Source organism: Natronorubrum sp. A-ect3, assembly GCF_041821125.1.
GTDB lineage: Archaea > Halobacteriota > Halobacteria > Halobacteriales > Natrialbaceae > Natronorubrum > Natronorubrum bangense.
Genome location: NZ_JBGUBB010000001.1, coordinates 601,821 through 623,950 on the forward strand (window position 1 = coordinate 601,821; position 22,130 = coordinate 623,950).

The 22,130-nt window shown below is 60.5% G+C and carries 21 protein-coding genes; 19 read left to right on the forward strand and 2 right to left on the reverse strand.

The genetic code is table 11. The annotated features are described in order from the left end of the window. Positions 1-79 precede the first annotated feature (79 nt). The 5 genes from ACERJA_RS03050 (at position 80) to ACERJA_RS03070 (ending at position 7,250) form a co-directional block, all read left to right on the forward strand. On the forward strand, positions 80-2,302 hold the full coding sequence (locus ACERJA_RS03050; RefSeq protein ID WP_373606822.1) for a bacterio-opsin activator domain-containing protein: 2,223 nt from the start codon (positions 80-82) through the stop codon (positions 2,300-2,302). A 286-nt stretch (positions 2,303-2,588) separates the two neighbouring features. After that, positions 2,589-4,562 carry an acetate--CoA ligase gene (acs, locus tag ACERJA_RS03055; protein ID WP_373606823.1) on the forward strand — a complete coding sequence of 658 codons (1,974 nt, stop codon included), beginning with the start codon at positions 2,589-2,591 and terminating at the stop codon, positions 4,560-4,562. Positions 4,563-4,713: 151 nt separating this feature from the next. Further along, positions 4,714-5,121: a DUF4212 domain-containing protein gene (locus ACERJA_RS03060; RefSeq protein ID WP_006066685.1), complete on the forward strand. Its 408-nt coding sequence runs from the start codon at positions 4,714-4,716 to the stop codon at positions 5,119-5,121. Then, complete coding sequence (locus tag ACERJA_RS03065; RefSeq protein ID WP_373606824.1) at positions 5,118-6,788, forward strand: cation acetate symporter; 1,671 nt, start codon at positions 5,118-5,120, stop codon at positions 6,786-6,788. Before ACERJA_RS03060 ends, ACERJA_RS03065 begins: the two co-directional genes overlap by 4 nt. A 3-nt stretch (positions 6,789-6,791) precedes the next feature. Next, positions 6,792-7,250, forward strand: coding sequence for a universal stress protein (locus tag ACERJA_RS03070; protein ID WP_373606825.1), 459 nt, complete (start codon positions 6,792-6,794; stop codon positions 7,248-7,250). Positions 7,251-7,391: 141 nt separating this feature from the next. Here the strand turns inward: ACERJA_RS03070 and ACERJA_RS03075 are convergent, their stop codons facing one another. Further along, a complete protein-coding gene (locus ACERJA_RS03075; RefSeq protein ID WP_006066682.1) occupies positions 7,392-7,628 on the reverse strand; it encodes a hypothetical protein in 237 nt (78 codons plus the stop codon). A 206-nt stretch (positions 7,629-7,834) separates the two neighbouring features. Here ACERJA_RS03075 and ACERJA_RS03080 point away from each other — a divergent pair, with 206 nt between their 5' ends. The 5 genes from ACERJA_RS03080 to ACERJA_RS03100 all read left to right on the forward strand — a co-directional run bounded on the left by ACERJA_RS03080 (position 7,835) and on the right by ACERJA_RS03100 (position 11,110). Next, positions 7,835-8,383: a tRNA (cytidine(56)-2'-O)-methyltransferase gene (locus ACERJA_RS03080; protein WP_373606826.1), complete on the forward strand. Its 549-nt coding sequence runs from the start codon at positions 7,835-7,837 to the stop codon at positions 8,381-8,383. Between the two features lie 426 nt (positions 8,384-8,809). Continuing rightward, positions 8,810-9,043 (forward strand): hypothetical protein, encoded by a 234-nt coding sequence (locus ACERJA_RS03085; RefSeq protein ID WP_373606827.1) that lies wholly within the window; start codon positions 8,810-8,812, stop codon positions 9,041-9,043. Between the two features lie 88 nt (positions 9,044-9,131). Next, the gene (gene tfe / locus ACERJA_RS03090; RefSeq protein ID WP_006066679.1) at positions 9,132-9,656 is read left to right on the forward strand and encodes a transcription factor E; all 525 of its coding nucleotides are present in this window, start codon (positions 9,132-9,134) and stop codon (positions 9,654-9,656) included. Continuing rightward, complete coding sequence (locus tag ACERJA_RS03095) at positions 9,656-10,336, forward strand: DUF2110 family protein (RefSeq protein ID WP_373606828.1); 681 nt, start codon at positions 9,656-9,658, stop codon at positions 10,334-10,336. The genes tfe and ACERJA_RS03095 overlap by 1 nt, the downstream gene beginning before the upstream one ends. Next, complete coding sequence (locus tag ACERJA_RS03100; RefSeq protein WP_373606829.1) at positions 10,337-11,110, forward strand: DUF5803 family protein; 774 nt, start codon at positions 10,337-10,339, stop codon at positions 11,108-11,110. Positions 11,111-11,215: 105 nt separating this feature from the next. Here ACERJA_RS03100 and ACERJA_RS03105 read toward each other — a convergent pair whose 3' ends face one another. Next, the gene (locus tag ACERJA_RS03105) at positions 11,216-11,674 is read right to left on the reverse strand and encodes a chemotaxis protein CheW (RefSeq protein WP_373606830.1); all 459 of its coding nucleotides are present in this window, start codon (positions 11,672-11,674) and stop codon (positions 11,216-11,218) included. 160 nt (positions 11,675-11,834) lie between these two features. On the opposite strand from ACERJA_RS03105, the gene ACERJA_RS03110 reads away from it, so the two are divergent. The 9 genes from ACERJA_RS03110 to ACERJA_RS03150 all read left to right on the forward strand — a co-directional run bounded on the left by ACERJA_RS03110 (position 11,835) and on the right by ACERJA_RS03150 (position 22,123). Then, a complete protein-coding gene (locus ACERJA_RS03110; RefSeq protein WP_373606831.1) occupies positions 11,835-12,638 on the forward strand; it encodes a chemotaxis protein CheW in 804 nt (267 codons plus the stop codon). Between the two features lie 139 nt (positions 12,639-12,777). Then, on the forward strand, positions 12,778-13,140 hold the full coding sequence (gene cheY / locus ACERJA_RS03115; protein ID WP_006066674.1) for a chemotaxis protein CheY: 363 nt from the start codon (positions 12,778-12,780) through the stop codon (positions 13,138-13,140). Further along, positions 13,137-14,306, forward strand: coding sequence for a chemotaxis-specific protein-glutamate methyltransferase CheB (gene cheB, locus ACERJA_RS03120; protein WP_373606832.1), 1,170 nt, complete (start codon positions 13,137-13,139; stop codon positions 14,304-14,306). The genes cheY and cheB overlap by 4 nt, the downstream gene beginning before the upstream one ends. Continuing rightward, complete coding sequence (locus tag ACERJA_RS03125; protein WP_373606833.1) at positions 14,299-17,511, forward strand: ATP-binding protein; 3,213 nt, start codon at positions 14,299-14,301, stop codon at positions 17,509-17,511. The genes cheB and ACERJA_RS03125 overlap by 8 nt, the downstream gene beginning before the upstream one ends. Positions 17,512-17,545: 34 nt before the next feature. Then, entirely contained in the window at positions 17,546-18,151 is a 606-nt protein-coding gene (locus ACERJA_RS03130; protein WP_049889838.1) for a chemotaxis protein CheC, read from the forward strand. Beyond that, entirely contained in the window at positions 18,148-19,404 is a 1,257-nt protein-coding gene (locus ACERJA_RS03135; RefSeq protein WP_373606834.1) for a chemotaxis protein CheC, read from the forward strand. Before ACERJA_RS03130 ends, ACERJA_RS03135 begins: the two co-directional genes overlap by 4 nt. Beyond that, positions 19,401-19,922: a chemotaxis protein CheD gene (locus ACERJA_RS03140; RefSeq protein WP_373606835.1), complete on the forward strand. Its 522-nt coding sequence runs from the start codon at positions 19,401-19,403 to the stop codon at positions 19,920-19,922. The genes ACERJA_RS03135 and ACERJA_RS03140 overlap by 4 nt, the downstream gene beginning before the upstream one ends. After that, positions 19,919-20,773, forward strand: coding sequence for a protein-glutamate O-methyltransferase CheR (locus ACERJA_RS03145; RefSeq protein WP_373606836.1), 855 nt, complete (start codon positions 19,919-19,921; stop codon positions 20,771-20,773). The genes ACERJA_RS03140 and ACERJA_RS03145 overlap by 4 nt, the downstream gene beginning before the upstream one ends. 81 nt (positions 20,774-20,854) lie before the next feature. Continuing rightward, the gene (locus ACERJA_RS03150; RefSeq protein WP_373606837.1) at positions 20,855-22,123 is read left to right on the forward strand and encodes a hypothetical protein; all 1,269 of its coding nucleotides are present in this window, start codon (positions 20,855-20,857) and stop codon (positions 22,121-22,123) included. The last annotated feature ends 7 nt before the right edge of the window (positions 22,124-22,130 follow it).

A 22,130-nucleotide genomic window follows, 5' to 3' on the forward strand; every position in this document is an offset into this window, starting at 1 on the left:
CCGGTAGAAAGTCAATATCCTATCGCAAACGGTGTGACAGCCGACACAATTATATTCGTGCTATTAGAAAAGACGAATCATGAGTCTCGAGGGGACTGACTCGTCGGTACTGTCACGTGAGCGCTACGAGTCGCTCCTCGATGCCGCCGAAACGTATCGCGAGGCGCTCGTCGTCCAGCTCTGTGGTGACGTCGGGCTCCGACCGACGGAGCTCACCGAACTAACGATCGAGCGCGTCGAACAGGTCAGAATCGAGCCGCCACGCTACCTGATCCGGGTTCCAGCGGTCGATGGCAGGTCGGGACGAACAGCGTATCTGCCGACCCACGTCGAACGGGAACTGCGCCGATATGCACAGAGCAACGGCCTCTCCACCGACGACCGGATCTTCCCCGTCACGGCGCGCCGGCTCCAGATGCTCGTCTCGGACGTCGCCGACCGGGCCAGCGAACTGTACGACCAGCCGGCGCTTGCCGATCTCTCGACGAGCGACCTGCGACAGTTTTTCGCTCGCACTGCGCTCGTCGATCATGCGGTCAACCCCAGAGTCGTCAAAACCGTCGGCGGCTGGGGGAGTTTCGAAGCACTCGAGCCGTACCTCCCCGAGCCGACGGACGCGGAGATCGTCGATGCCTTCGATGCCACCGAACGGCCGTCTGGACCGGGTCATGGTCGCTCGAGGACACAGGCTGGACCGATGGTGAGCGACGACAGCGTCATCCGGCTGCTGTTGGCTGCAAGCGACCGCTATGCACTGATTCGCCTCGATGCAGACGGCTACGTCGAACGCTGGAATCGCAGTGCAGCGTCGATGTTCGGCTATCGGGCCAGCGAAATCGTCGGCACGCACATCTCGACGTTCTATACGGACGACGCCGTCAACGATGGCGTCCCAGAGCGGGCGTTGTCGGCTGCCTTAGAGGAAACTGGCTACGAAAACGAAGGGTGGCGTGTCCACAAGGACGGATCCCAGTTCCGGGCGACCGACGTCATCTCGCCGCTCCGAGACGACCGTGGTCGCCATCGCGGCTTCGCCGTCTTCGTTCGTGACGTCTCAGCCTCACATGCGGAACTCGAGGGCGTCCGCTCACGCCGCGACGAACTCGAAAGGCGCTATGCGGTTGCCCGAGCCCACCGCGCGGTCGCGCGGTCGTTGCTCGAATCGACCGACCACGAGGAAGTCGAGACACGGACCTGCACAGCACTGACCGGTGGGCGAGCCTACGAATACGCCTGGATCGACCGAGCGACCGTGACGGACCGCCGGACTGACTGGCGGGCCTCGAGCGGGATCGAACCCACGGACGTCGATCGTCTCGTTCCGGAGCAGTGGCTAGAAGACGGGCCAACGACGGACGATGGCAGCGCTGCGGTCTCGGTTGTCACCGACGTGAGCCTCGATGTCGAGAACGGAGACAACGGTGCGTCAGCGGACAAGACCGGAGCCATCGCACGCGTCCCACTCCCGTACGGCGATACGGTGTACGGAACGCTGACGGTCGTGACCGACAGACCGGCGGCGTTCGATGCCGACGAACGCCAGTGGCTCGAGACGATCGGGGAGCAGGTCGGATACGCGATTGCCGCCATCCGACGGCGAAACCTCCTGTTGTCCGACCGCGTCGTCGAACTCGAGTTCGCCTGTCGCGATGACGATTCGTTCTTCGTCGACGCCTCACAGCGTCTTGGCTGTCGGTTCGAACTCGACTCGCTCGTTCCGATTTCGGAGTCGACGCAGCTGTACTATCTACGCCTGCAGGGGGCGTCGCCGGCCGACGTCTTCGACCTCGCAGCGGACGATCCCGGCATCGACGACTGTCGGCTGGTCGAGACCGACGAAGATGGGTGGCGTGTCGAGTTCGTCGTTGAGGGTTCTTCACCGACGTTGACCCTTACCGAGTACGGCGTCACCGTTCTCAATGCTGCCACTGAAGACGGTCTAACGACGATTACGGCCGAATCTGCAGCCGATGCAGATCTGCGAACGATCCTCGCTGGCCTTCGCTCCGGGTTCCCCAACTCGGAACTGGTCGGCAAACGCGAAGCCGAACGAACCGTCCAGACCGCCCGCGAGTACCGCGAGGGACTCGAGGACCGCCTGACCGATCGCCAGGAGGCGTCGCTGCGGGCTGCATACTTCGGGGGGTACTACGACTGGCCGCGCGAGAGTACTGCCGAAGAGATCGCCGATGCGATGGGCGTCTCATCGCCGACGCTGCACAATCACCTCCGAAAAGGCCAACACGAACTCCTGCGAACGTTCTTCGACGACCCATCCGGGGAGTCGTCCACGAACAACTAACGACACGTCGCTGACTCGAGGTGTCTCATCTGGGCCGATATCGCCGTTGGGTTTCGGCCGGCGATACTAAGCCTCTAGAGGAGGGCGATCCCCAATCCATTCTGGGCGGTGACTGGGCGCGCTCGACGGCAACCACCGTGTCGCATGACCGATTAGCACGGAATTTGGCCGCATATGCTCTCCTAATACAGTCAATATCTCCTAGGTTACCTCCCTCTATAGGGCCCAATTTTGCACAACTAGATGCCGGCTTTACTATGGTAGTTGCATATTGAGCTGTTGTATCATGTCACAGGAGGATGGCAGTCTCGAGGCTCGCCTCGAGGAGCAAGACACGTTTGAGCCGCCCGAGTCGTTCGTCGAACAGGCGAACGTCTCGGATCCGGGGATCTATGAGGAGTTCGAAGAAAACTGGCCGGACTGTTGGGAACGCGCCGCGGAGTTTCTCGACTGGGAGGAGGAGTACGACGACGTCTTAGACGAGTCGGACGCACCCAGCTACCAGTGGTTTACGAACGGGAAACTCAACGCATCGCAGAACTGTCTCGACCGCCACGTCGAGGACGGGGCGAAAAACCGGGCTGCAATCAAGTGGGAAGGAGAGCTTGGCGAGACGCGAACGTACACGTACGGTGACCTCCTGAACGAGGTCAACGAGTTCGCATCAACGCTACGTGACCTCGGCGTCGAGGAAGACGACGTCGTCACGCTGTACATGCCGATGGTACCCGAGCTCCCGATCGCGATGCTCGCGTGTGCCCGTCTCGGTGCCCCTCACAGCGTCGTTTTCGCCGGCTTTTCGGCCGATGCGCTGGCGACTCGGATGAACGACGCCGACAGCGAGTATCTGATCACCTGTGATGGTTACTACCGTCGCGGCGACGCACTCGATCATATCTCGAAGACCAACGAAGGACTTGAGGACGTCGAACACGAGACGACGACCGTTGTCGTCGACCGACTCGGCGACGCCCTCGAGCACTCTCTCTCGGAGACCCAGCACGACTACGACGAGCTGATCGACGAGCACGCTGGCGAAAGCGTCGAGCCGGTCTCTCGAGACGCCGAGGATATGCTGTTCCTGATGTACACGTCGGGAACGACGGGCAAACCAAAAGGCGTCAAACACACGACGGGTGGCTATCTCGCTTACTCCGCGTGGACGTCTCACTCGGTACTCGACCTGAAACCTGAGGACACCTACTGGTGTTCGGCTGACATCGGCTGGATTACGGGTCACTCGTATATCCTCTACGGGCCGCTCGCGCTCGGAACGACCACCGTGATGTACGAGGGAACGCCGGACTACCCAGACAAGGATCGCTTCTGGGATATCATCGAACGAAACCGAGTCGACGTCTTCTACACCGCGCCGACGGCGATTCGCGCGTTCATGAAGTGGGGCGAGCAGTACCCTGCACAGCACGATCTCTCCTCGCTGCGCCTGCTTGGCACCGTCGGGGAGCCAATCAACCCACGCGCATGGAAATGGTACTACGACCATATCGGCGGCGGCGACTGTCCGATCGTCGACACCTGGTGGCAGACCGAAACCGGTGGCCACATGATCACGACCCTGCCCGGCGTCTGTGATATGAAACCCGGCGCGGCCGGTCCCGGTCTGCCCGGCATCGACGCACAGATCGTCGACGAAGCTGGCGAGGAAGTCGACGCTGGCCAGGCGGGTTATCTGACGGTCCAGAAACCGTGGCCCGGCATGCTCCGGACGCTGTACCAAAACGACGAGCGCTTCGTTAACGAGTACTGGACGGAGTACTCCGACCCAGAGAACGACGAATGGGTCTACTTCCCCGAAGACGGCGCAAAAATCGACGAGGACGGCTACATTACCGTCCTCGGCCGTGTCGACGACGTAATCAACGTCTCCGGTCACCGACTGGGCACGATGGAGATCGAGTCGGCTGTCGTCGGCGTCGAAGGTGTCGCCGAAGCCGCCGTCGTCGGCGGCGACCACGAGGTCAAAGGCGAGGCCGTCTACGTCTACGCCATCCCCGAAGACGGCTCCGAGCCCGGTGCGGAACTCGAGGAGAAAGCCATCGAGGCGATCCTCGACTCGATCGGGCCGATCGCCAAACCCGAGGAAGTGATCTTCACCCACGAGTTGCCGAAGACTCGATCCGGGAAGATCATGCGCCGCCTGCTCGAGGACATTGCAAGCGGCAACGAACTCGGTACCACGTCGACCCTGCGCAACCCCGAGGTCGTCGACGAGATCGCAGAACAGGTCAACGAAGGCTAATCTGGGGCACTTTCTTTCAGAAAACAACCACGGACGACACGAACACAGCCACATTACATGACAGAGAATATCACTCACAGATTGGGACGAACCACCGACACAGACGGTGGCGTGCCGACTGAATCACGCGACAAAATTGGAGGAGAAACGAATGGGAGATAACGAACCACAAACCGATGGCGGAACCGCCACGGGAAGAGAGGGAGCACAGACCGTCGACTACCTGGACGAAGAGATTAATCTGTTCAAGCCAGCGACCCCGTTCATGCGGGACAACCTGAAGATGATCTTCGGGCTATTCGCGATTTGGCTGGCGTTCGTCTTCGGCCCGGTGACGGCGAGCTACTTCGCGCCGGAGTTTATGACTGAGACGCGAGTACTCGGTGGCTACCCGCTCAACTTCTTCCTGACGGCAATCGTCGCCCCGGCTGCTGCGCTGGTGCTGTCGGCAGTCTACGCCTGGTACCGCGACAAACTGGATGCGAAGTACGGTATCAGCCACGAAACAGAAGAGGAAACCGGTGCGGCCGCAACCGCCACGGACGGAGGTGAACAATGATAGAGTCGGTTCTCCTGCAGTACGAAACCGCACTCGACCCCGGTTTCAAGCTGATTCCGGCGCTGACCGTCATCGGGATGATGGTGCTGTTCCTCGGTGTTGGATACTTCTTCCGGGTCGCCGCAGTCGACGAACTGTGGGTTGCCGGTCGATCTATCGGTCCGATCGAGAACGGGATGGCGATCGGTGCAAACTGGATGAGTGCTGCATCGTACCTCGGTGTCGCAGCACTGATTGCGACAGCAGGGTACTACGGCCTTGGCTTCGTCGTCGGCTGGACGACAGGGTATTTCATCCTGCTGATCTTCATGGCCGCACAGTTCCGTCGCTTCGGGAAGTACACCGCACCCGACTTCGTCGGTGACCGGTTCTACTCCCAACGCGCACGCGGTCTCGCTGCGTTCACCACGCTCGTCATCGCGTTCGTGTACGCGATCGGTCAGGGGAGTGGCATGGGCCTGATGGCACAGTACATCCTGGGCCTGTCCTACGAGGCTGGTGTGGTCATCTTCATGGGTGTCACGATCGCCTACGTCGCGCTCTCGGGCATGCTCGGGACGACGAAGAACATGGCGATCCAGTACGTCATCCTCATCATCGCGTTCACACTCGGCCTTTACGCCGTCGGCTGGTCGCAGGGCTGGTCGACCGTCTTCCCGTACCTCGAGACCGGTCCGGAGACGGCCATGCTCATCGACGAGCTCAACCAGCAGTTCGCCGAGCCGTTCGCATTTAGTACCTTCTACGCGTGGGTCGCGCTGACGGTCAGCCTGATCCTCGGGACGTGTGGGCTTCCACACGTCCTCGTGCGTTTCTACACGGTCGACAACGAGCGGACCGCCCGCTGGTCGACCGTCTGGGGACTGCTGTTCATCTGTATCCTGTACTGGGGTACTGCAGTGTACGCCGTCTTCGGCGGACTGCTGTACGAAGACCCAGCACAGCCGGGTGCTGAAACGGCAGTGACCGAGGGTGTTGCAGACACCTTCATGGGAATGCCTGCTGCAGACAGTGACGCACTCGTTGCGCTGACGGCCCAACTCGCGGATCTTCCCGAGTGGCTCGTCGGCCTCGTCGCCGCTGGTGCCGTCGCTGCCGCACTGGCGACGACTGCGGGACTGTTCATCTCCGCGTCGTCGGCAGCCGCACACGACATCTACACGAACCTCTACAAACCGGAGGCGACCCAGCGCGAACAGATGATCGTCGGCCGATTGACGATCCTCGGCATCGGGATCCTCGTCACGCTCGTCGCACTGAACCCACCCGCACTGATCGGTGAACTGGTCGCGATGTCGTTCGCAATCGCAGCCTGTGTGTTCTTCCCGGTGTTCTTCCTCGGTCTGTGGTGGGAGAACGCCACTCGAGAAGGTGCGCTGGCTGGGATGGTCACCGGCATCGTCGTCTCCTTCGGTGCGATCGCAAACGATACTGCGATTCCGATGTACACTGGCGTCGAAGGCGCCGTCTCCGCGGAACTCGCCGCAATCGTGCCAGGACTTGCCTCGGCGCTCGTCGGCGTGCCACTCGCCTTCGCCGCGATCATCATCGTCTCGCTGATCACTGAGGACCCACCACAGGACGTCAAACGTCTCGTCCGACAGTGTCACAGCCCAGAGCCGATGGAGCAGATGGAATCCGCAGAAGACGTCACCGCTGACGACTGATCAATGTACGATACAATACTCGTCCCAACTGACGGCAGTGAAGTTGCAGAGAACGCTGTCGAGCACGCAATCGACATCGCAGCGAAATACGACGCCACAGTCCACGCACTGTACGTCATCGACACGAGCGCGATGGACATCGGGCTTGGCGCCGAACAGGTCGACCGGATTCGACAGGGCAAGTACGACGAAATGCCCGAAATCCAGGAACGAGCCAACGCGGCCACCAGCTGGGTCGCCGAGCGTGCCAGCGAACACGGCCTCGAGGTCATCGAGTCGGTCGGTGCCGGACAGCCACACGACCGGATCGCTGGCTACGCTGAGAAAAACGACGTCGACATGATCGTCATGGGATCGGCCGGTCGTGGCGGAGTCAAACGGGTCTTGCTCGGCAGTGTCGCCGAGCGAACCCTTCGGTCGACGGACATTCCCGTCCTCGTTGTCGACATCCGAGAAGAGTAACTGCGTCGTCGTTGCTCGTCCCTTTTTGTTGTCGTATCGCTACCTGATGCCTCGAGAGAGATCAGAACGCGACAACGCGGCATTCGAACCCGGCCGGGACATCCAGCAATGGAGTGTGCCCGATTGTCTCTCCGTTACTCGTCACTGACTGGTGTCTTTCTCCTGGCTCCCTTTTGCGAGCTCGAGGTTCCAGAACAGCCCGAAGTACGCGACGATGCCGGCGAGCATGAGCATGTAGTACGCCCACGTCGGCCCGTCGATCACCTGGAAAATGAGATCGACCATCGTCACCCAGACGATCGCAAACACGAGGTCGACGATCACGCCCCATTTATCTTCTCGAGCAGTCGCAATCCATTCTCGAACGGGCGTCACCATCCCACCACCTGCTTCGACACAGTGTCACACAGCATGTGGAGTGCTACGGCAGGCCCCTCAAAAAGCCTACCGTCAGCGACGGCTCCGTCGCGCGGTTGCAGTTATCCACCGTCTCCGCGCCACGACAGCGACCGGCGACAGACCGACTGGAGACCCCAGACGCGGGAAACCGAACCCACATATGAGAGACAACAGAAGAGTCGAGCATGAACGAGACACCCGAGGTCGTCATCCTCCGACTCGGTCACCGCCCCGGCCGTGACGAGCGAATGACGACCCACGTCGGGCTGACCGCGCGGGCGCTGGGCGCCGACCGCGTCTGCCTCCCGGACAACGCCAGCCAGTCAAAAGCGACCGTCGCAGATATCACCGACCGCTTCGGCGGCCCCTTCGACGTCGAGTTGACGGACTCACCACAAGCGATGATCCGCAACTGGGACGGAAAGGTCGTCCATCTCACGATGTATGGCGAGCGCGTCCAAGACGTCGAAGGCGAGATTCGAGACGCCCATCGAGATGCTGGTGAGCCACTGCTCGTCGTCGTCGGTGCTGAAAAGGTCCCCTTCGACGTCTACGAGGAAGCCGACTGGAACGTCGGCGTCACCAACCAGCCCCACTCCGAGGTCGCCGGACTGGCCGTCTTTTTGGACCGACTATTCGAGGGCCGCGAACTCGAGCGCGAGTGGGACGACGCGGATCGGCACGTGATCCCGATGGAGACGGGCAAACGCGTCGAATCGGTCGACGAAGAGTAGCCCGCTCCTGGGCCGGGGACGTATAGTAGCCACTGCACATCACTGCACACCTGATCGCACGACGGGAGCGCGGTTTGGAGCGTACGCGGTTCGGAGCGTGCGCGGTTCGGAGCGAACGACGTGAGTGAGAACCGCGGAAAGTGAACGGGGAGGAACGACCCGTGAGCGAACGACGTGAGCGAGAACCGCGGGACAGCGAACGGGGAGGAACGACCCGTGAGCGAACGACGTGAGTGAGAACCGCACTCCGGCGAGCGGGGAACGACGTGACTCATGAGCTGTGCGATCAGTGTGTCAATCGTTGCAGTTGGTACTATAGCTGCACGGATCAGTCTAGATAGGTGTAAGATCGTGGTTTGTTGATCGGACGAACAGCAGCTTCCCATCGACAGTATAGTTTTTCTGCCAGGGCGACGCAGATCCGGTATGGCTTCATCGATGTCGCTTCCGCGGACGCCGATCGAGTGGTTCATGCTCGGACCAATCCTCGTCGTCCTCAACGTCGTCGTCTTGCTCGCGACCAACCACACGCTCCCAGCAGCGGTCGCGATGGGTATCTTCTACGGGTTCGCGATGGCGCTCGTGCTCGTCATCGTCGCAACCGTCTGGAATACGCTTCGTGAGTCGAACGAGAGCTCGAGCGTGGATTCGACGGACTAACCATCCGGACTGTTCGGCTCCCGTCTTCGCCCCATGGACGCGGGGTAGTTGACAAGACTTAATGGACCGACGGCGTTACACATAGGTAATGGCTTTTGAGGACCTGCTCGAGGACCCGGTTATCCAGAAGTACTTACACGAGCTGGTCGGTCCCAAGGGAATGCCCGTGGCGGCAGCACCGCCGGACGGGGAAGTGACCGACGAGGAACTCGCAGAGGAACTGGACCTCGAGTTGAACGACGTGCGGCGCGCGCTGTTTATCCTGTATGAGAACGATCTCGCCAGCTACCGACGGCTGCGTGATGAGGACTCGGGGTGGCTTACGTATCTCTGGACCTTCGAGTACGACAACATCCCAGAAAACCTCGAAGAGGAGATGTACCGTCTCTACGACGCCTTAGAAGAGCGTCAAGAGTACGAGCGCAACCACGAGTTCTATCTCTGTGAGATCTGTTCCATCCGCTTTGAGTTCGGTGAAGCGATGGAGTTCGGGTTCGAATGTCCCGAATGTGGCTCGCCGCTGGAATCGATGGATAACGACCGACTCGTCAATTCGATGGACGACCGCCTCGACGCTCTCGAGGACGAACTCAACATCGACGCGGACGCCTAATGGTCGTCCTCGCAACCAAACTCTACGTCGAGGGCGACGCACGCCAGCGCTCGCTCGACTCGCTTCGCTCGCTGGTCGACAACGAGGTCGGCGATCTCGACGTCGAGTTCGAACTCGGCGTCCGCCACGACGATTTCCCCTCCGTTACGATCGAGGGCGACGACGCGACCGTCGCCCGAAACGTCCTCGGCGAGGAGTTCGGCGAAATCGTCCCCGATCTCGAGGCCGGTGAGACGTACGTCGGCACGCTCGAGTCGTGGGACGATGACGGCTTCGTCCTCGACGCGGGACAGGGCGACGGCGTTCGGATTCCGACCGACGAACTCGGACTCGGTCAGGGAACGGCATCACAGATCCGCGAACGCTACGGATTAGTTCAACATATGCCACTGGAGTTCGTCTACGGCGGCGACGACGAACCATCACGGCTTGCCGAAGAAGCACAGGACCGCCTCTATGAGTGGACCCGTGGGAACGGACGACTCAACGTCAACAGCGCCACCCGTGCGGAGGTGCGAGCAACGCTCAACCGTGCTGGGCACGCCCAGGACTACGTCACCGTCGAACGACTCGGCCTGCTAGAGCAGAGCGTTATCTGCACCGAAGACACCGACCCACCGGGGCTGCTAGCGAGCGTGGGTGAGTATCTCCCAGCGGAGCTCCGCTGTGTTGTTCCGTAAATGAATCGCCGGCTCGTTTTCGCAGTGCTCGCGGTTGGTTTGCTCGTCGGATTAGCCGGCTGTACGGCGCTCTTTAGCGGTATTTCAGACGAAGAACTCGACCGCGAACAGGAGTACGACGACTTACGGGAGGGCGATGCTGATGTGACGATCGATATCGAAGGCGGCAGTCTCATCAGCAACAGCGAGTTCCGTGCCGTCTACGACTTGAACGATACCGAAGAGCTGTCACTGTATCGATCGAACATCTACAGCGACCGGGCGCTCGATATCCACAGCGTCCGCTACTGGCATCCAAACGGGACCGAGATGACGGGCTCAGAGCTGGATATCGAACAGAGTGACACGAGCACTGACGTTCGCGTTCCCGACGGCAACGGGACGCTCGCGTTTTCGGGTGATGCCGGGCGCAAGACGTTCACTCTGCCAGCCTACATGCATGGGTCGTACGAGGTGACGATCCCCGACAGTCACCGGACGTCGAACTTCCTGTTCGGAAGTGTCAGTCCGAGCGGCTACGACCGTGAGATCGTCGACGATCAAGAGCGACTGATGTGGGAGGACGTCGACAGCACCGTCTCGCTTCGGTACTATCTCGCTCGAGACATTCCGTTGTTTATCGGGCTCGTGACGACTGTCGCTCTGATCGGCGGTGTTGGCATCGCGTACTACTATCGGCAGGTCAAACGCCTCCGAGAACAGCGCGAAGAGCTGGGACTCGACGTCGAACTCGACGACGATTCCGACGACGGACCACCGCCGGGAATGCGATAACCGGTCCGTCTCACCCACTCGACCACCAGTCAAGAGCCACTCCGAGAGTAGTCAGCAGTGCCGCTCGAGACGTTTGGTAATCCACTGTACGGATAGCAGACCGTCTCAACCGTGAATCGTCTGCTCGTCGAGCCAGATGACGTCGTCACCATCGAGTTCGAGACGACCCTTGACGTGTGTCAGTGTGGTGTTCGTTTGTGTCGGCTCGAGACGGTCCGGATGGACCGTTCGGGTAGCGTCGACGTCGTCGACGAGCCAGCCGTAGTAGGTATCGTCGGCGTCGGTAGCCGTAAAGACGAGCAGTTTCGGATCATCGATCCGCGTCATCGTCTGTGAGGAGGCCGTAAACGCCCGCGGGAGATCGATAACCCGGACCCGTTCACCGGCAACAGAGACTGCCCCTGCGTTCCACGGGTCGTCCGCCGAAGCGATAGATCGGTCGTCCGCCACGCCGAGAACGGATGCGACGGCATCGGCCCTGACACAGTACCGTTCGCCCTCGAGGTCGAACGTGAGGACGGTAACCGGGTCGTCGGTCTGGTCGCTCTGTGTCGCCGATCCCATTCTGGTGCGTACTTTCAGAGAGAGAAAATAAAGATTTCGAGATAAAACGCCTGTAATAACGCTGAAAACGGTGTGATCGTGTCGAGACGAGACAGTGCCGGGATCGCCAGCGTTCGGAGTCAATGTTTTAGTCATGGAACTTGATACACGAGCAGGAACAATGGCCCCGGATCTGTCCGAAAAGTTACTCGGAATCGATATTGACGGCGCTGACGATCAACGACGCCAGGATGCGGGCGACTCGGAAAAAGAGCAAGAAGAACTCGAGCGGTTCGTCTTCTTCAAGAGCGGGAGTAACCGACTCGCAGTGTCGGTTGACGCTGTGAGAACGCTTGCAGAGCTCCCCGAAGAGCTGACCCGAGTCCCACGGACGCCACAGGCGATTGAGGGCATGGTTGATCTCCGTGGTGAGGTCACCGCGGTGATCGATCCCACCGTTCACTTCCCAACTGACGACAGCGAGACCCAACGTGGTCGAGAACGGCTGCTCGTGCTCGATCGTCCGTCCGACCAGCAGTCAGCAGCGATTCGGGTCGACGATGTCATCGGCGTTGAGACGGTTCCGGTGAGCAACGTGCTCGACGAAGCGACAGTCGAAGACCGGCCGTTCTCCAGCGACCCGCTGACACACCCGCTCGTCGATGCGCTCATCGAACAAGAACACGAGCATGAGGCCGACGACGATGGAATCGTCGCCACGACTGAATCGGGAGTCGAAAGCAGTTCTGCGGCAGGAACAGCGACCGAAGCCGGTGGTGTTGGGATGACGTCGTCGCCGCTGGGATCGAGTCATGCCAACTCGAGTGACGACACTGGGACACCGTTTTCGCTTGACGCAGACGAGACGGCGACCGACTCGTCAGACGAGACAGAAGCACCTCGAGAACTCGTTATCGAGGTGACGCCGCTGGTCGACATCGAAACGCTTCTGCTGGCGTCCGGACGCCGGGACAAACAACCGTAGGAAAACCGCGACGGATCCGGGTGACTGATCTGGGCGTTGAGTGTGCTCTCTGTTCCGTATTCGTTGCTTATCAGACTTGATAACAGGGAGACAGCATTTATGGTAGTCGTATTGTTATCAGCGGGTGGTGTACTACTGAATGTCGACAGGGGTGCTCATCGTAGACGACTCTCATTTTATGCGGAATTTACTGCGCCAAATCTTGGAACAGGATTACCGCATCGTTGGAGAGGCGTCTAACGGCGCCGAAGCAGTCAAACTGTACAAAGAACACGACCCCGATATCGTTATGATGGACATCGTGATGCCGAAAGCAAACGGGATCAAAGCCACCGCGGCGATCAAGAAGATCGACCCAGATGCGCAAGTCATCATGTGTACGAGTGTCGGGCAACGTGAGAAAATGAAACTCGCCGTGAAAGCTGGTGCCGACGGCTACGTCACGAAGCCGTTCGAAGAACCCAGCGTCAGAAAGGCCCTTTCAGACGTCGTTGCGGCATGACGCGGGTACTCGTTGTTGACGACTCGCCGTTTATGCGGACAGTCATCAGCAACGCGCTCACAACCGCTGGCTACGACGTTGAAACAGCAACGAACGGCTCGGAAGCCATCGAGGCTGCCGCGGCATACGACCCCGATGTCATCACGATGGACGTCGAAATGCCCGAAATGGACGGGATCGACGCCGTCGAACGGATTATGGCGACGAACCCAGCCCTAATTCTCATGCTGAGTGTCCACACGGATCGTGGAACCGAGGCCACGCTCGATGCGCTCGAGCGTGGCGCCGTCGACTTCCTTCACAAACCCGACGGATCGGACTCACGAACCGTGACCCATCTCAGTTCCGACATCGTCGAGAAAGTCGACGAACTCGCCGACGCAAACGCTTCGTCGGTCGCGCTCGCTCGCGCCGCTGCATCCGTGCATGCGACGCGATCGAGTCAACCAAACGGCGAAGTCGCGACAGTCGCTGAGATCGGTGGCGAAACGCAGACCGAACTAGCACAGTGTGAGCCAACTGGCCCCGACTTCGAGACGACGACCGAACCCGGAGTCGAAGACGAGCGTGCGGACAATCCAACCGTCGTTATCGGGGCATCGACCGGTGGTCCGAAGATCATCGAGGAGCTGTTCGAACGGCTCCCGATCGATCTCGAGGCGAAGATTCTCATCGTCCAGCATATGCCTGCGGAGTTCACCGAGCGCTTCGCCCAGCGCCTCGATTCACGCAGCGAGTACGATATCCGCGAAGCGGTGGACGGTGACCTGATCCGTTCTGGAGAGGCAGCGGTTGCACCGGGCAACGCCCATCTCGAGGTGGCGACCAACGTCGGCGGCCTGCTTCGGGTACGTCTCGACGACGGGGAGCGGATCCATGGCGTGCGGCCGGCGATCGACGTCACGATGCAAACAGCGGCCGAACAGGTCGATGACCGACTCTGTGGCGTTGCCCTGACCGGGATGGGGGCTGACGGCGCAGCCGGCATCGAGGCGATCAAGACCGCCGGAGGGCACACCATTGCACAGGACGAGGCGACGAGTCCAGTCTTTGGAATCCCGTATCAGGCAATTCAAACGGGCTGTGTCGACGCCGTCGTACCCGCCACAAAGCTCGTCGAGACGATCGTCGACGCGTTCAATACGGATGGTGAGACCGATGACTGATTATCTGACCGACTTCGTTCAAGAGAGCGAAGAACGAATTACGGAGCTGAACAACGCGTTGCTCACCTTCGAGCGCGAGCCGACCAACGACGAGGCGATGGAAAGCATCTTCCGCGTCGCGCATACGCTCAAGAGCAACTGTGGTGCGATGGGACTCGACGCTGCGAGCGATCTCGCACATGCGATCGAGGACCTCCTCGATGCCGTCCGAACGGACGACCTCGAGGTGACGCCCGAACTGATGGACGTGATCTTCGAAGGAGTCGACGAACTCGAGACGCTGCTCGACGAAGTCGCAGCCACTGGCGAGACCGAAACCGATCCGTCGGCGACGATCGAGGCGCTTCGTGAGCACCTCGACAGCCAGACAGCGTCGGTCGTCGTCACGACCCCTTCGGCCGAAGAGATCGATACCGTCCTCGAGCGGGTCGACCCGCCGGCGGACGACGATCACGAGATCTATCTGAGCCGGCTCGGACTCACTGAAAGCGACAACGCCAACAACGGTGTGCTCGTCGTCGATGCCTTGATCGATGCGTTCGATCTGCTTGGCACCGAGCCACCACGCAGCGATATCGAAGCCGGTGACGACGACGGCCGAATCGACGCCGTCTTCGCCAGTGCGGTCGGAAAAACCGCCATCGAATCCGGTCTCGAGCCGGTCGAGGCGGTGGCCGACTTCGAACTCGTTACCGTGACCGATCGGTTCGAATCGCTCGAGGCCGCGGACACGGAGCCGTCGGGTTCGGAACACACCGAACCGCAATCGGCTGGTCCTGGCGACGAGATTTCGTCGGACGAAGCCAAGGAACTCGAGGTCGACGAACTGCTCGATGAGTTCAACGAGTTCGATGACTTAGACGAGATGGTCGAGGACGTCGAGGACGACGACCTCGAAATGTTCGATGATATGGGTGACGCTGGCTCGTTCGACGACCTCCTCGACGAGACACAGCCGGATGACGACGAACACTCGAGTTCGTCTACAGCTGCCCACGGATCGACCGCGGCGTCAGAGACGGCTCCCGAGTCGGCGGCTGCCGATACTGATTCGACAGCCGACGAGTCCAGTGAGAGCGTCGACGACGCCAGTGCGGTGTTCAACGAACTCAAAGACGAAGTCGAGATGGTCGGCTTCGACGAACTCCAAGACGAACTCGATGAACTCGAGTTCGACGAATTCGACAGCGACGACGAGGTCGGGATGGACGAACTCATCGGTGAGGATGTCGACGTCCACGATGATTCGTTCCTCGACGAGACAGCCGATAGCGAGATCGATGAGCTGCTGGTCGAGGCAGACGACGCCGACGCGGACACAGCGTCGGCGATACCAGCAGCCGAGTCGTCACCCGAGGCCGAGACAGCGACTCGCTCCGATCCGGATGGCGAACACGACACCGAGCCGTCGACAGCGACTGCGAGCGACGATGCTCCCGACCCCGTCGACGACACGACTGGGCCGCTCGAGACCGGCGAAGATGGGGCTGCAGAGCCCACCGACGCCGAAGCCGACGAAGCAGTCGCCGAGAGCGAACCCACGGAGCACTTCGGAACGACTCTCGAGGACGACGCCGATTCGGCCGCGGAATTCGCCGCTGACTCGACTGTAGCGCCGTCTGCTGACGACGCCACCGACGAGTCGCCCAGCGACGAGGCGTCCGATGATCCGTTTGCCGGTGATGATGACTTCGAGAACTACACCGGATTTACCGGGTCTGACGACGAGTCCGCCGAGGCGTCGACTGAGTTCGCGTCGTTCGATGACGACGCGTTCGACGACGATTTCGACGATGAGGCGTTCGAAGACGACTTCGATGACGACGTGTTCAGCGACGACGACTTCGATACTGCCTTTGGCGACGATTTCGATCCCGACGCCGGCAGCACCGACTCGAGTTCGTCGGCGCTCTCGGGGACGCCTACAGAGTCGTTCGGTGACGACGCAGTCGAGACCGAAACCGAGGACGACGACGTTATCCGACGGATCGACGAGCCGACGTTCGGGCAGCCGGAGATTACGATCCCCGAAACGACCGATCAGCCGGCTGTCGACGAGCAGACCGACGACGTTCAGTCGATCAGAGTCGACGTCGAACAGATCGATTCGTTGCTGACCCTCGTCGAAGGGCTGGTGACGACACGTGTCCGACTCCGGGATGCAGTTTCCGAAGGCGAGGACACCGCTGCACTCGAGACGGAACTCGACGATCTATCCGAAGTGACCACGGAGCTTCAGGAGACGGTGATGGACATCCGACTCGTCCCACTGGAATCGGTCGCAAACCGGCTTCCTCGTGTGGTCCGAGACATCGCACGCGAGCAGAACAAAGAGATCGAGTTCGAGATGACCGGCGAGAGCGTCGAACTCGACCGGAGTATTCTCGATCGGATCGGCGACCCGCTGATCCATCTGGTCCGCAACGCCGTCGATCACGGGATCGAATCGCCCGACGAACGCGAGCAAGCGGACAAGCCCCGCGATGGAACCGTCGAAGTCCACGCCGATCGCCTGCGTGACGGTGTGACGATCACGGTCGAAGACGACGGCAGCGGACTCGATCCCGATCGACTCCGATCCGAGGCTGTCGAAGCCGACGTCATCACTGAAACGGAGGCTGCCACGTTGTCGGATGAGGATGCCTACGAGCTCGTCTTCCATCCCGGCCTCTCAACGACCGATGAGGTGACAGACGTCAGCGGCCGCGGCGTCGGGATGGACGTCGTCAAACGGACGATCGAGGACCTCGAGGGGACTGTCTCGATTGAAAGCGAACGCGGCGAGGGGACACGCGTGACGATGACGGTTCCGGTGACGGTTGCGATCGACGACGTGCTCTTCCTCGAAAGCGGCGGCGAGGAGTTTGGCATCCCGACGAAAGCCGTGCTGGATATCGAATCCGCCAGCAGGCTAGAACAGAGTGACGGTCGCCCTGTTCTCCCCGGAAGCGATGGCGAGTATTCGCTCATCCAACTCGACGACGCACTCGAGACGCCGAACGCGGGAGCCAACGGCGACGGCATGCTCGTCCGTATTCGGGACGACGTCCGCCCGGTCGTGTTACACTGCGACCGCGTCCGCGGCCAGCAGGAAGTCGTCGTCAAGCCGTTCGAGGGGTTCATGGGCGGCATTCCGGGACTCAGCGGTGCAACGGTACGGGGACGGGGGGAGGTAGTCAACATTCTTGACGTGACGACACTATGACAATGAACGAACACCCACACCCACGGAGGAATCCATGACGCTAATGGTCGACATTCGAAAGTTGAGTCTTATCAATGAAATGGCAAAAGTCGGGACGAACGGCGTCGCCGACAACATGAGCAAGCTAACGGGCGAGAACGCCCAGATGGAGGTCACGAAAACGAACTTCATCGACATCGACGACATCGGATCACAGCTCGATCCAGGCAAGCGAGTCGGTGTTCGCGTCCGATTGCTCGATCCGCCACACGGACACATCCTCATCCTCTTCCCCGAGGCGAGTGCAAAGAAAATCACGGCGATCATGCTTCGTGACGTCGTCGACGACATCTCCGACGTCTCGGGTAAGATGGCCAGAAGCGCCGTCGAAGAGATGGGGAACATGATGGCGAGTGGCTTCATCGACGGCTGGGCCGATGTCCTCGGTCGCGCGATCGACATCGCAGCCCCCCAACTCGTCTATGCACAGACAGGGGAGATCGTCACCCGGACGGCCGGGCTCGGTGGCGACGATCTCGCGCTGTTTTTCGACTCCGATCTGACCGTCCCAAGCTATCAGATCGAGGCCGAGATATACGCCTTCCCCGAGTTAGCGGAGTTCGTCGAAATGGTCAACAACATGGAAACGCCGACGACATGAAACTCGACGTCAACGCACTCGGAACGTTCTACCGAATGGCTCGAGAGGGTGCCGGACTCGCCGCTGGCCGGTTGACGCATATGACCGGCGTCGAGACACAGGTCGGCGTCACGAAACTCAACTTCATGCGCGGCGAGGAGATCCGCCGAGAGTTCGAGGACTCGACGGAGAAAGTCGGCGTCCGTGTCAAACTGACCGGTGCGATCGAGGGCTACTCGATGATCGTCTTCGAACGGGAGAACGCGTTTCGCATCATCGAAACCCTGCTCTCGGAGTCGGGCTCTGACGACGCTGTTGACGTCGACGGCGAGTTCGATGAAATGACACAAAGCGCTGCGACCGAAGTCGGACACATCATGAACAGCGGGTTCGTCGATGGCTGGGCCGACGTGCTGGAAGCAGTGATCGACGTCTCAACCCCCGAGTTCGTCGAAGGACAGTCTGCAGAACTCTTCTTCGGCGACATCGAGGAGACGCCTGACGACGATGACCTCGCGTTGCTCTTCCAGAGCCAGATCGAAACCGTCGGGACTGAAATCGGCTTCAGCCACTACCTCTTCCCGAAGCGGGCGTCGATGGCGTCGCTGCTCGATCGACTGCGAACGAGCGGTGGCATCGAGTATGATAAACTCGATGGCTTCGACCGCATGGCTGAACGCGGCGCCGAAGAGATCGCCAACACAGCCACGACGCTGACTGGTATCGAAACCAGCGTCGATATTCGACGGCTGAACTTCGTCTCACTCGAGGCGATCCCCCAACAGCTTCCGGACGAAACGCTCGTCGGCGTCGCCTTCGAGTTCGATGGGATGCCAAGCGGCTACCTTCTCTTCCTGTTCGACGAAGAGTCCGCCCACGAGATCGTCGATGCGATGGTTCCGATGGCTGTCGACGAAGACGGGTTCGGCGAGATGGGGACGAGCGCGATCAAAGAACTCGGCAACATCATGGCCAGTGGCTTCCTCGATGGCTGGGCGAACGTGTTGGATACGACGATCGACCACTCCCCACCGGAGTTTATTCACGACATCGGCGCCGCAGCGGTCGATCCCGTGATCATCCAGCTCGGCGAGAACCAAGAGTTCACGTTCGTCTTCGACACCGTTGTCATGGCCGACGGCCGTGAGTTCGACTGTGAAGTGTACGCGATCCCGGACGAAAACGACTTAGAGCGTGCGCTGAACGACCTCGAGGTCGATCGCATCGAGGAAACGCCGACGACAGCCGAATTTCAGGAACTCGATAATACATGAAGACGTACGGAAGCGAGCCAGGTGCACCGACACCGGTTCAGGTCGGAATCTCCGAGCTGGTCGTCAGCGAAGGCGACGATACGCTCAAATCCTACGGATTGGGGTCGTGTCTCGCGATCGCGCTGTACGATCCGGACAGAGAGATCGGTGGACTTGCACACGTTATGCTACCGGATGGTGATGCTGCCGAAAACAGCGATCGCAAGCCCGGCAAATACGCCGACACCGCGATTCGGGCACTGCTTCGACGGATGGTCGAGCAGGGCGCCAACTACACCGCCGTTGAAGCGAAAATCGCCGGCGGCAGCGATATGTTCGAGTTCGAAAGCTTCGGCGAGGGAGTTGGCCAGCGAAACATCACCGCGGCCAAGGCGGAACTCGAGAAACTCGGCGTCCCGCTCGTTGCCGAAGACGTCGGCGGTGAGCACGGCCGGACCGTCGAGTTCACACCTGGAACGGGAACCCTCATCATCAAAACCGCTGACAAAAGCGTCGAACACGGGGTGACGGAGCTGTGACCAACGAGGGGTTCGATGCGCTGTTGGCATACGTCGAGGACGAACTGGCGTTTGCGACGAGTCACTACAACGATAGCTATCTCGACCGGCGCATCTCCTCGCGAATGCGTCGGACCCAAAGCGAAACGTACACCGAGTACCTCGACACGCTTCGAGCTAATCCCGACGAACAGACGGCGCTGCTCGAGGCGCTGAGCATCAACGTCACCGGTTTCTTCCGAAACCCCGACGTCTGGTCGGGAATCCGTGAGGTACTGCAGTCTCTTAGCGACGCCAACGACACGGTTCGCGTCTGGAGTGCCGCGTGTGCTGACGGCCGTGAGCCGTACTCGGTCGCGATGCTCGCTCACGACGATCCACTTATCGACGAATCTGCCGTCACAATTCTTGGGACTGATATCAGCGAACCGGCGCTCGAGACCGCCAAAAGTGGCGTGTACGAGGCATCCAGAACCATCGATCTCGATGAGCAACTTGGCTTCCTCGACGACTACACCAGATACGTCGATCGAGACGGCAACACGTTTCGGCTCAAAGACGATGTCAAACGTAACGTCACCTTCGAGCGCCATGATCTGATCAACGACGAGCCTAAAACGGGGTTCGATCTCGTGATCTGCCGGAACCTGTTTATCTACATCGACAACGAGTACAAGCAGTCGATGCTTCGGACGATCGCCCGTTCGATCCGCCGAAACGGCGTGCTCGTCATCGGGAAGGCTGAAACGATCCCCCCAACCCTCAAGTCCGCGTTCACCGTTCGTGACAGTCGACTCCGGATATATCATCGGGAGTCGACAGAGACGAACGGCCTGGCCTGTAATCAGCCAAATCCAAACTCGAGACCGTAAGACCGTAGCCGTTCTGGACGCCGATCACGGCGGTTGAAACACACACGGGAGCTTACATACTGGCACACCGAACACTCACCAATGAGTGCACTCGACCTGCAGGCGTTCGTCGATCGTTCCCGGGTGCTCGTGGATTCGACACCCCCGACGACGGGCCGGGAAACACGTGCCTGGCTCGTCGACCCCTTTCTCGCGACACTCGGCTGGGACATCCACGCCGACTCGTGTGTAACCGATACGACCGTCGACGGCACAGCCCTCGAATACGTCTGCTCGGTCGATGGGATCCCAGCGCTGTTCGTCGCCGTCGAACCGCTCGACGACTCACTGAGCAAATCCCGCGCCGTGGCGCTTCTCGAGACGATGGCCTGGACAGGCGTCGACCGCGCAATCTACACCAACGGCGAGACGTTTCTCTTCCTCGCCGGCACAACCGATGTCGAACAGCTCGCATGCCAGCTGTCGTCGCTTTCCGACCACGAATCCGCACTCACACATTACACACAGGCGGCGGTTTCGCGTCGCCTCGAGCGCCACTCCCGTGCATTCGTCGCCCGCCAACTCGCCGTCGAGCGGCCGGCACTCCTCGAGTCGATCGTCACAGCCCTCACGAACGCAACCGAACAGGGCGACGTGTACACCACGGAGTTCGAATCTGCCACCGAACGATTCCTCGAGCAACTCGTCGCCTCGTTTGCGGATGACACTCGCGGGCCTGTCGCTGGTGACCTCGAGTCGTCCAGCCCCACGGACGTCTCGGTTCGGTTTTCCGAAACCGATATTTCGGACGACTCTCCCGTCGATCAGCAGCCGATGACCGAAACCGAACCATCACGTGATGACACCGCTGGTGCTTCCAGTTCCGACACAGGACCATCGGACCAACCCGAAACGGACTCGAGTGGTTCCAGTGGCGACTCCAGAGCCGACGCCGCCGACACCGATTCACCGACGCCGAGAGAGCGCAACGTCGAGGACTCGGGCGAGTCAGGGTCTACTGACGACGGCGAGTACGTCATCCGGTTTTTCAACGACCACACCTCAATCGGCGCTATCGGCCATTCGAGTTCAGCACAGGCGTTGCTCGGCACTGCGGAGTACCTTTTCGACCGTGGCCTTTCTGGCGTGTCAGTGCCCTGGCAGCCCGACGAGACGGCCGACGACCGTACTATCCTGAACGACTCACCAACACACGCCGATGGCTCGCCGATGACTGCGCCACAGCAGCTCTCGAACGGGCTCTATCTCGAGACCGCCGGAACCGTCGACGACCATGCCGCTCGCGTCGAAGCGCTCGTGACTCGAGCCGGCTTGCGAGCGATGTTGACCGGCGACTGGGAGCAAGAATAAGCTGTAA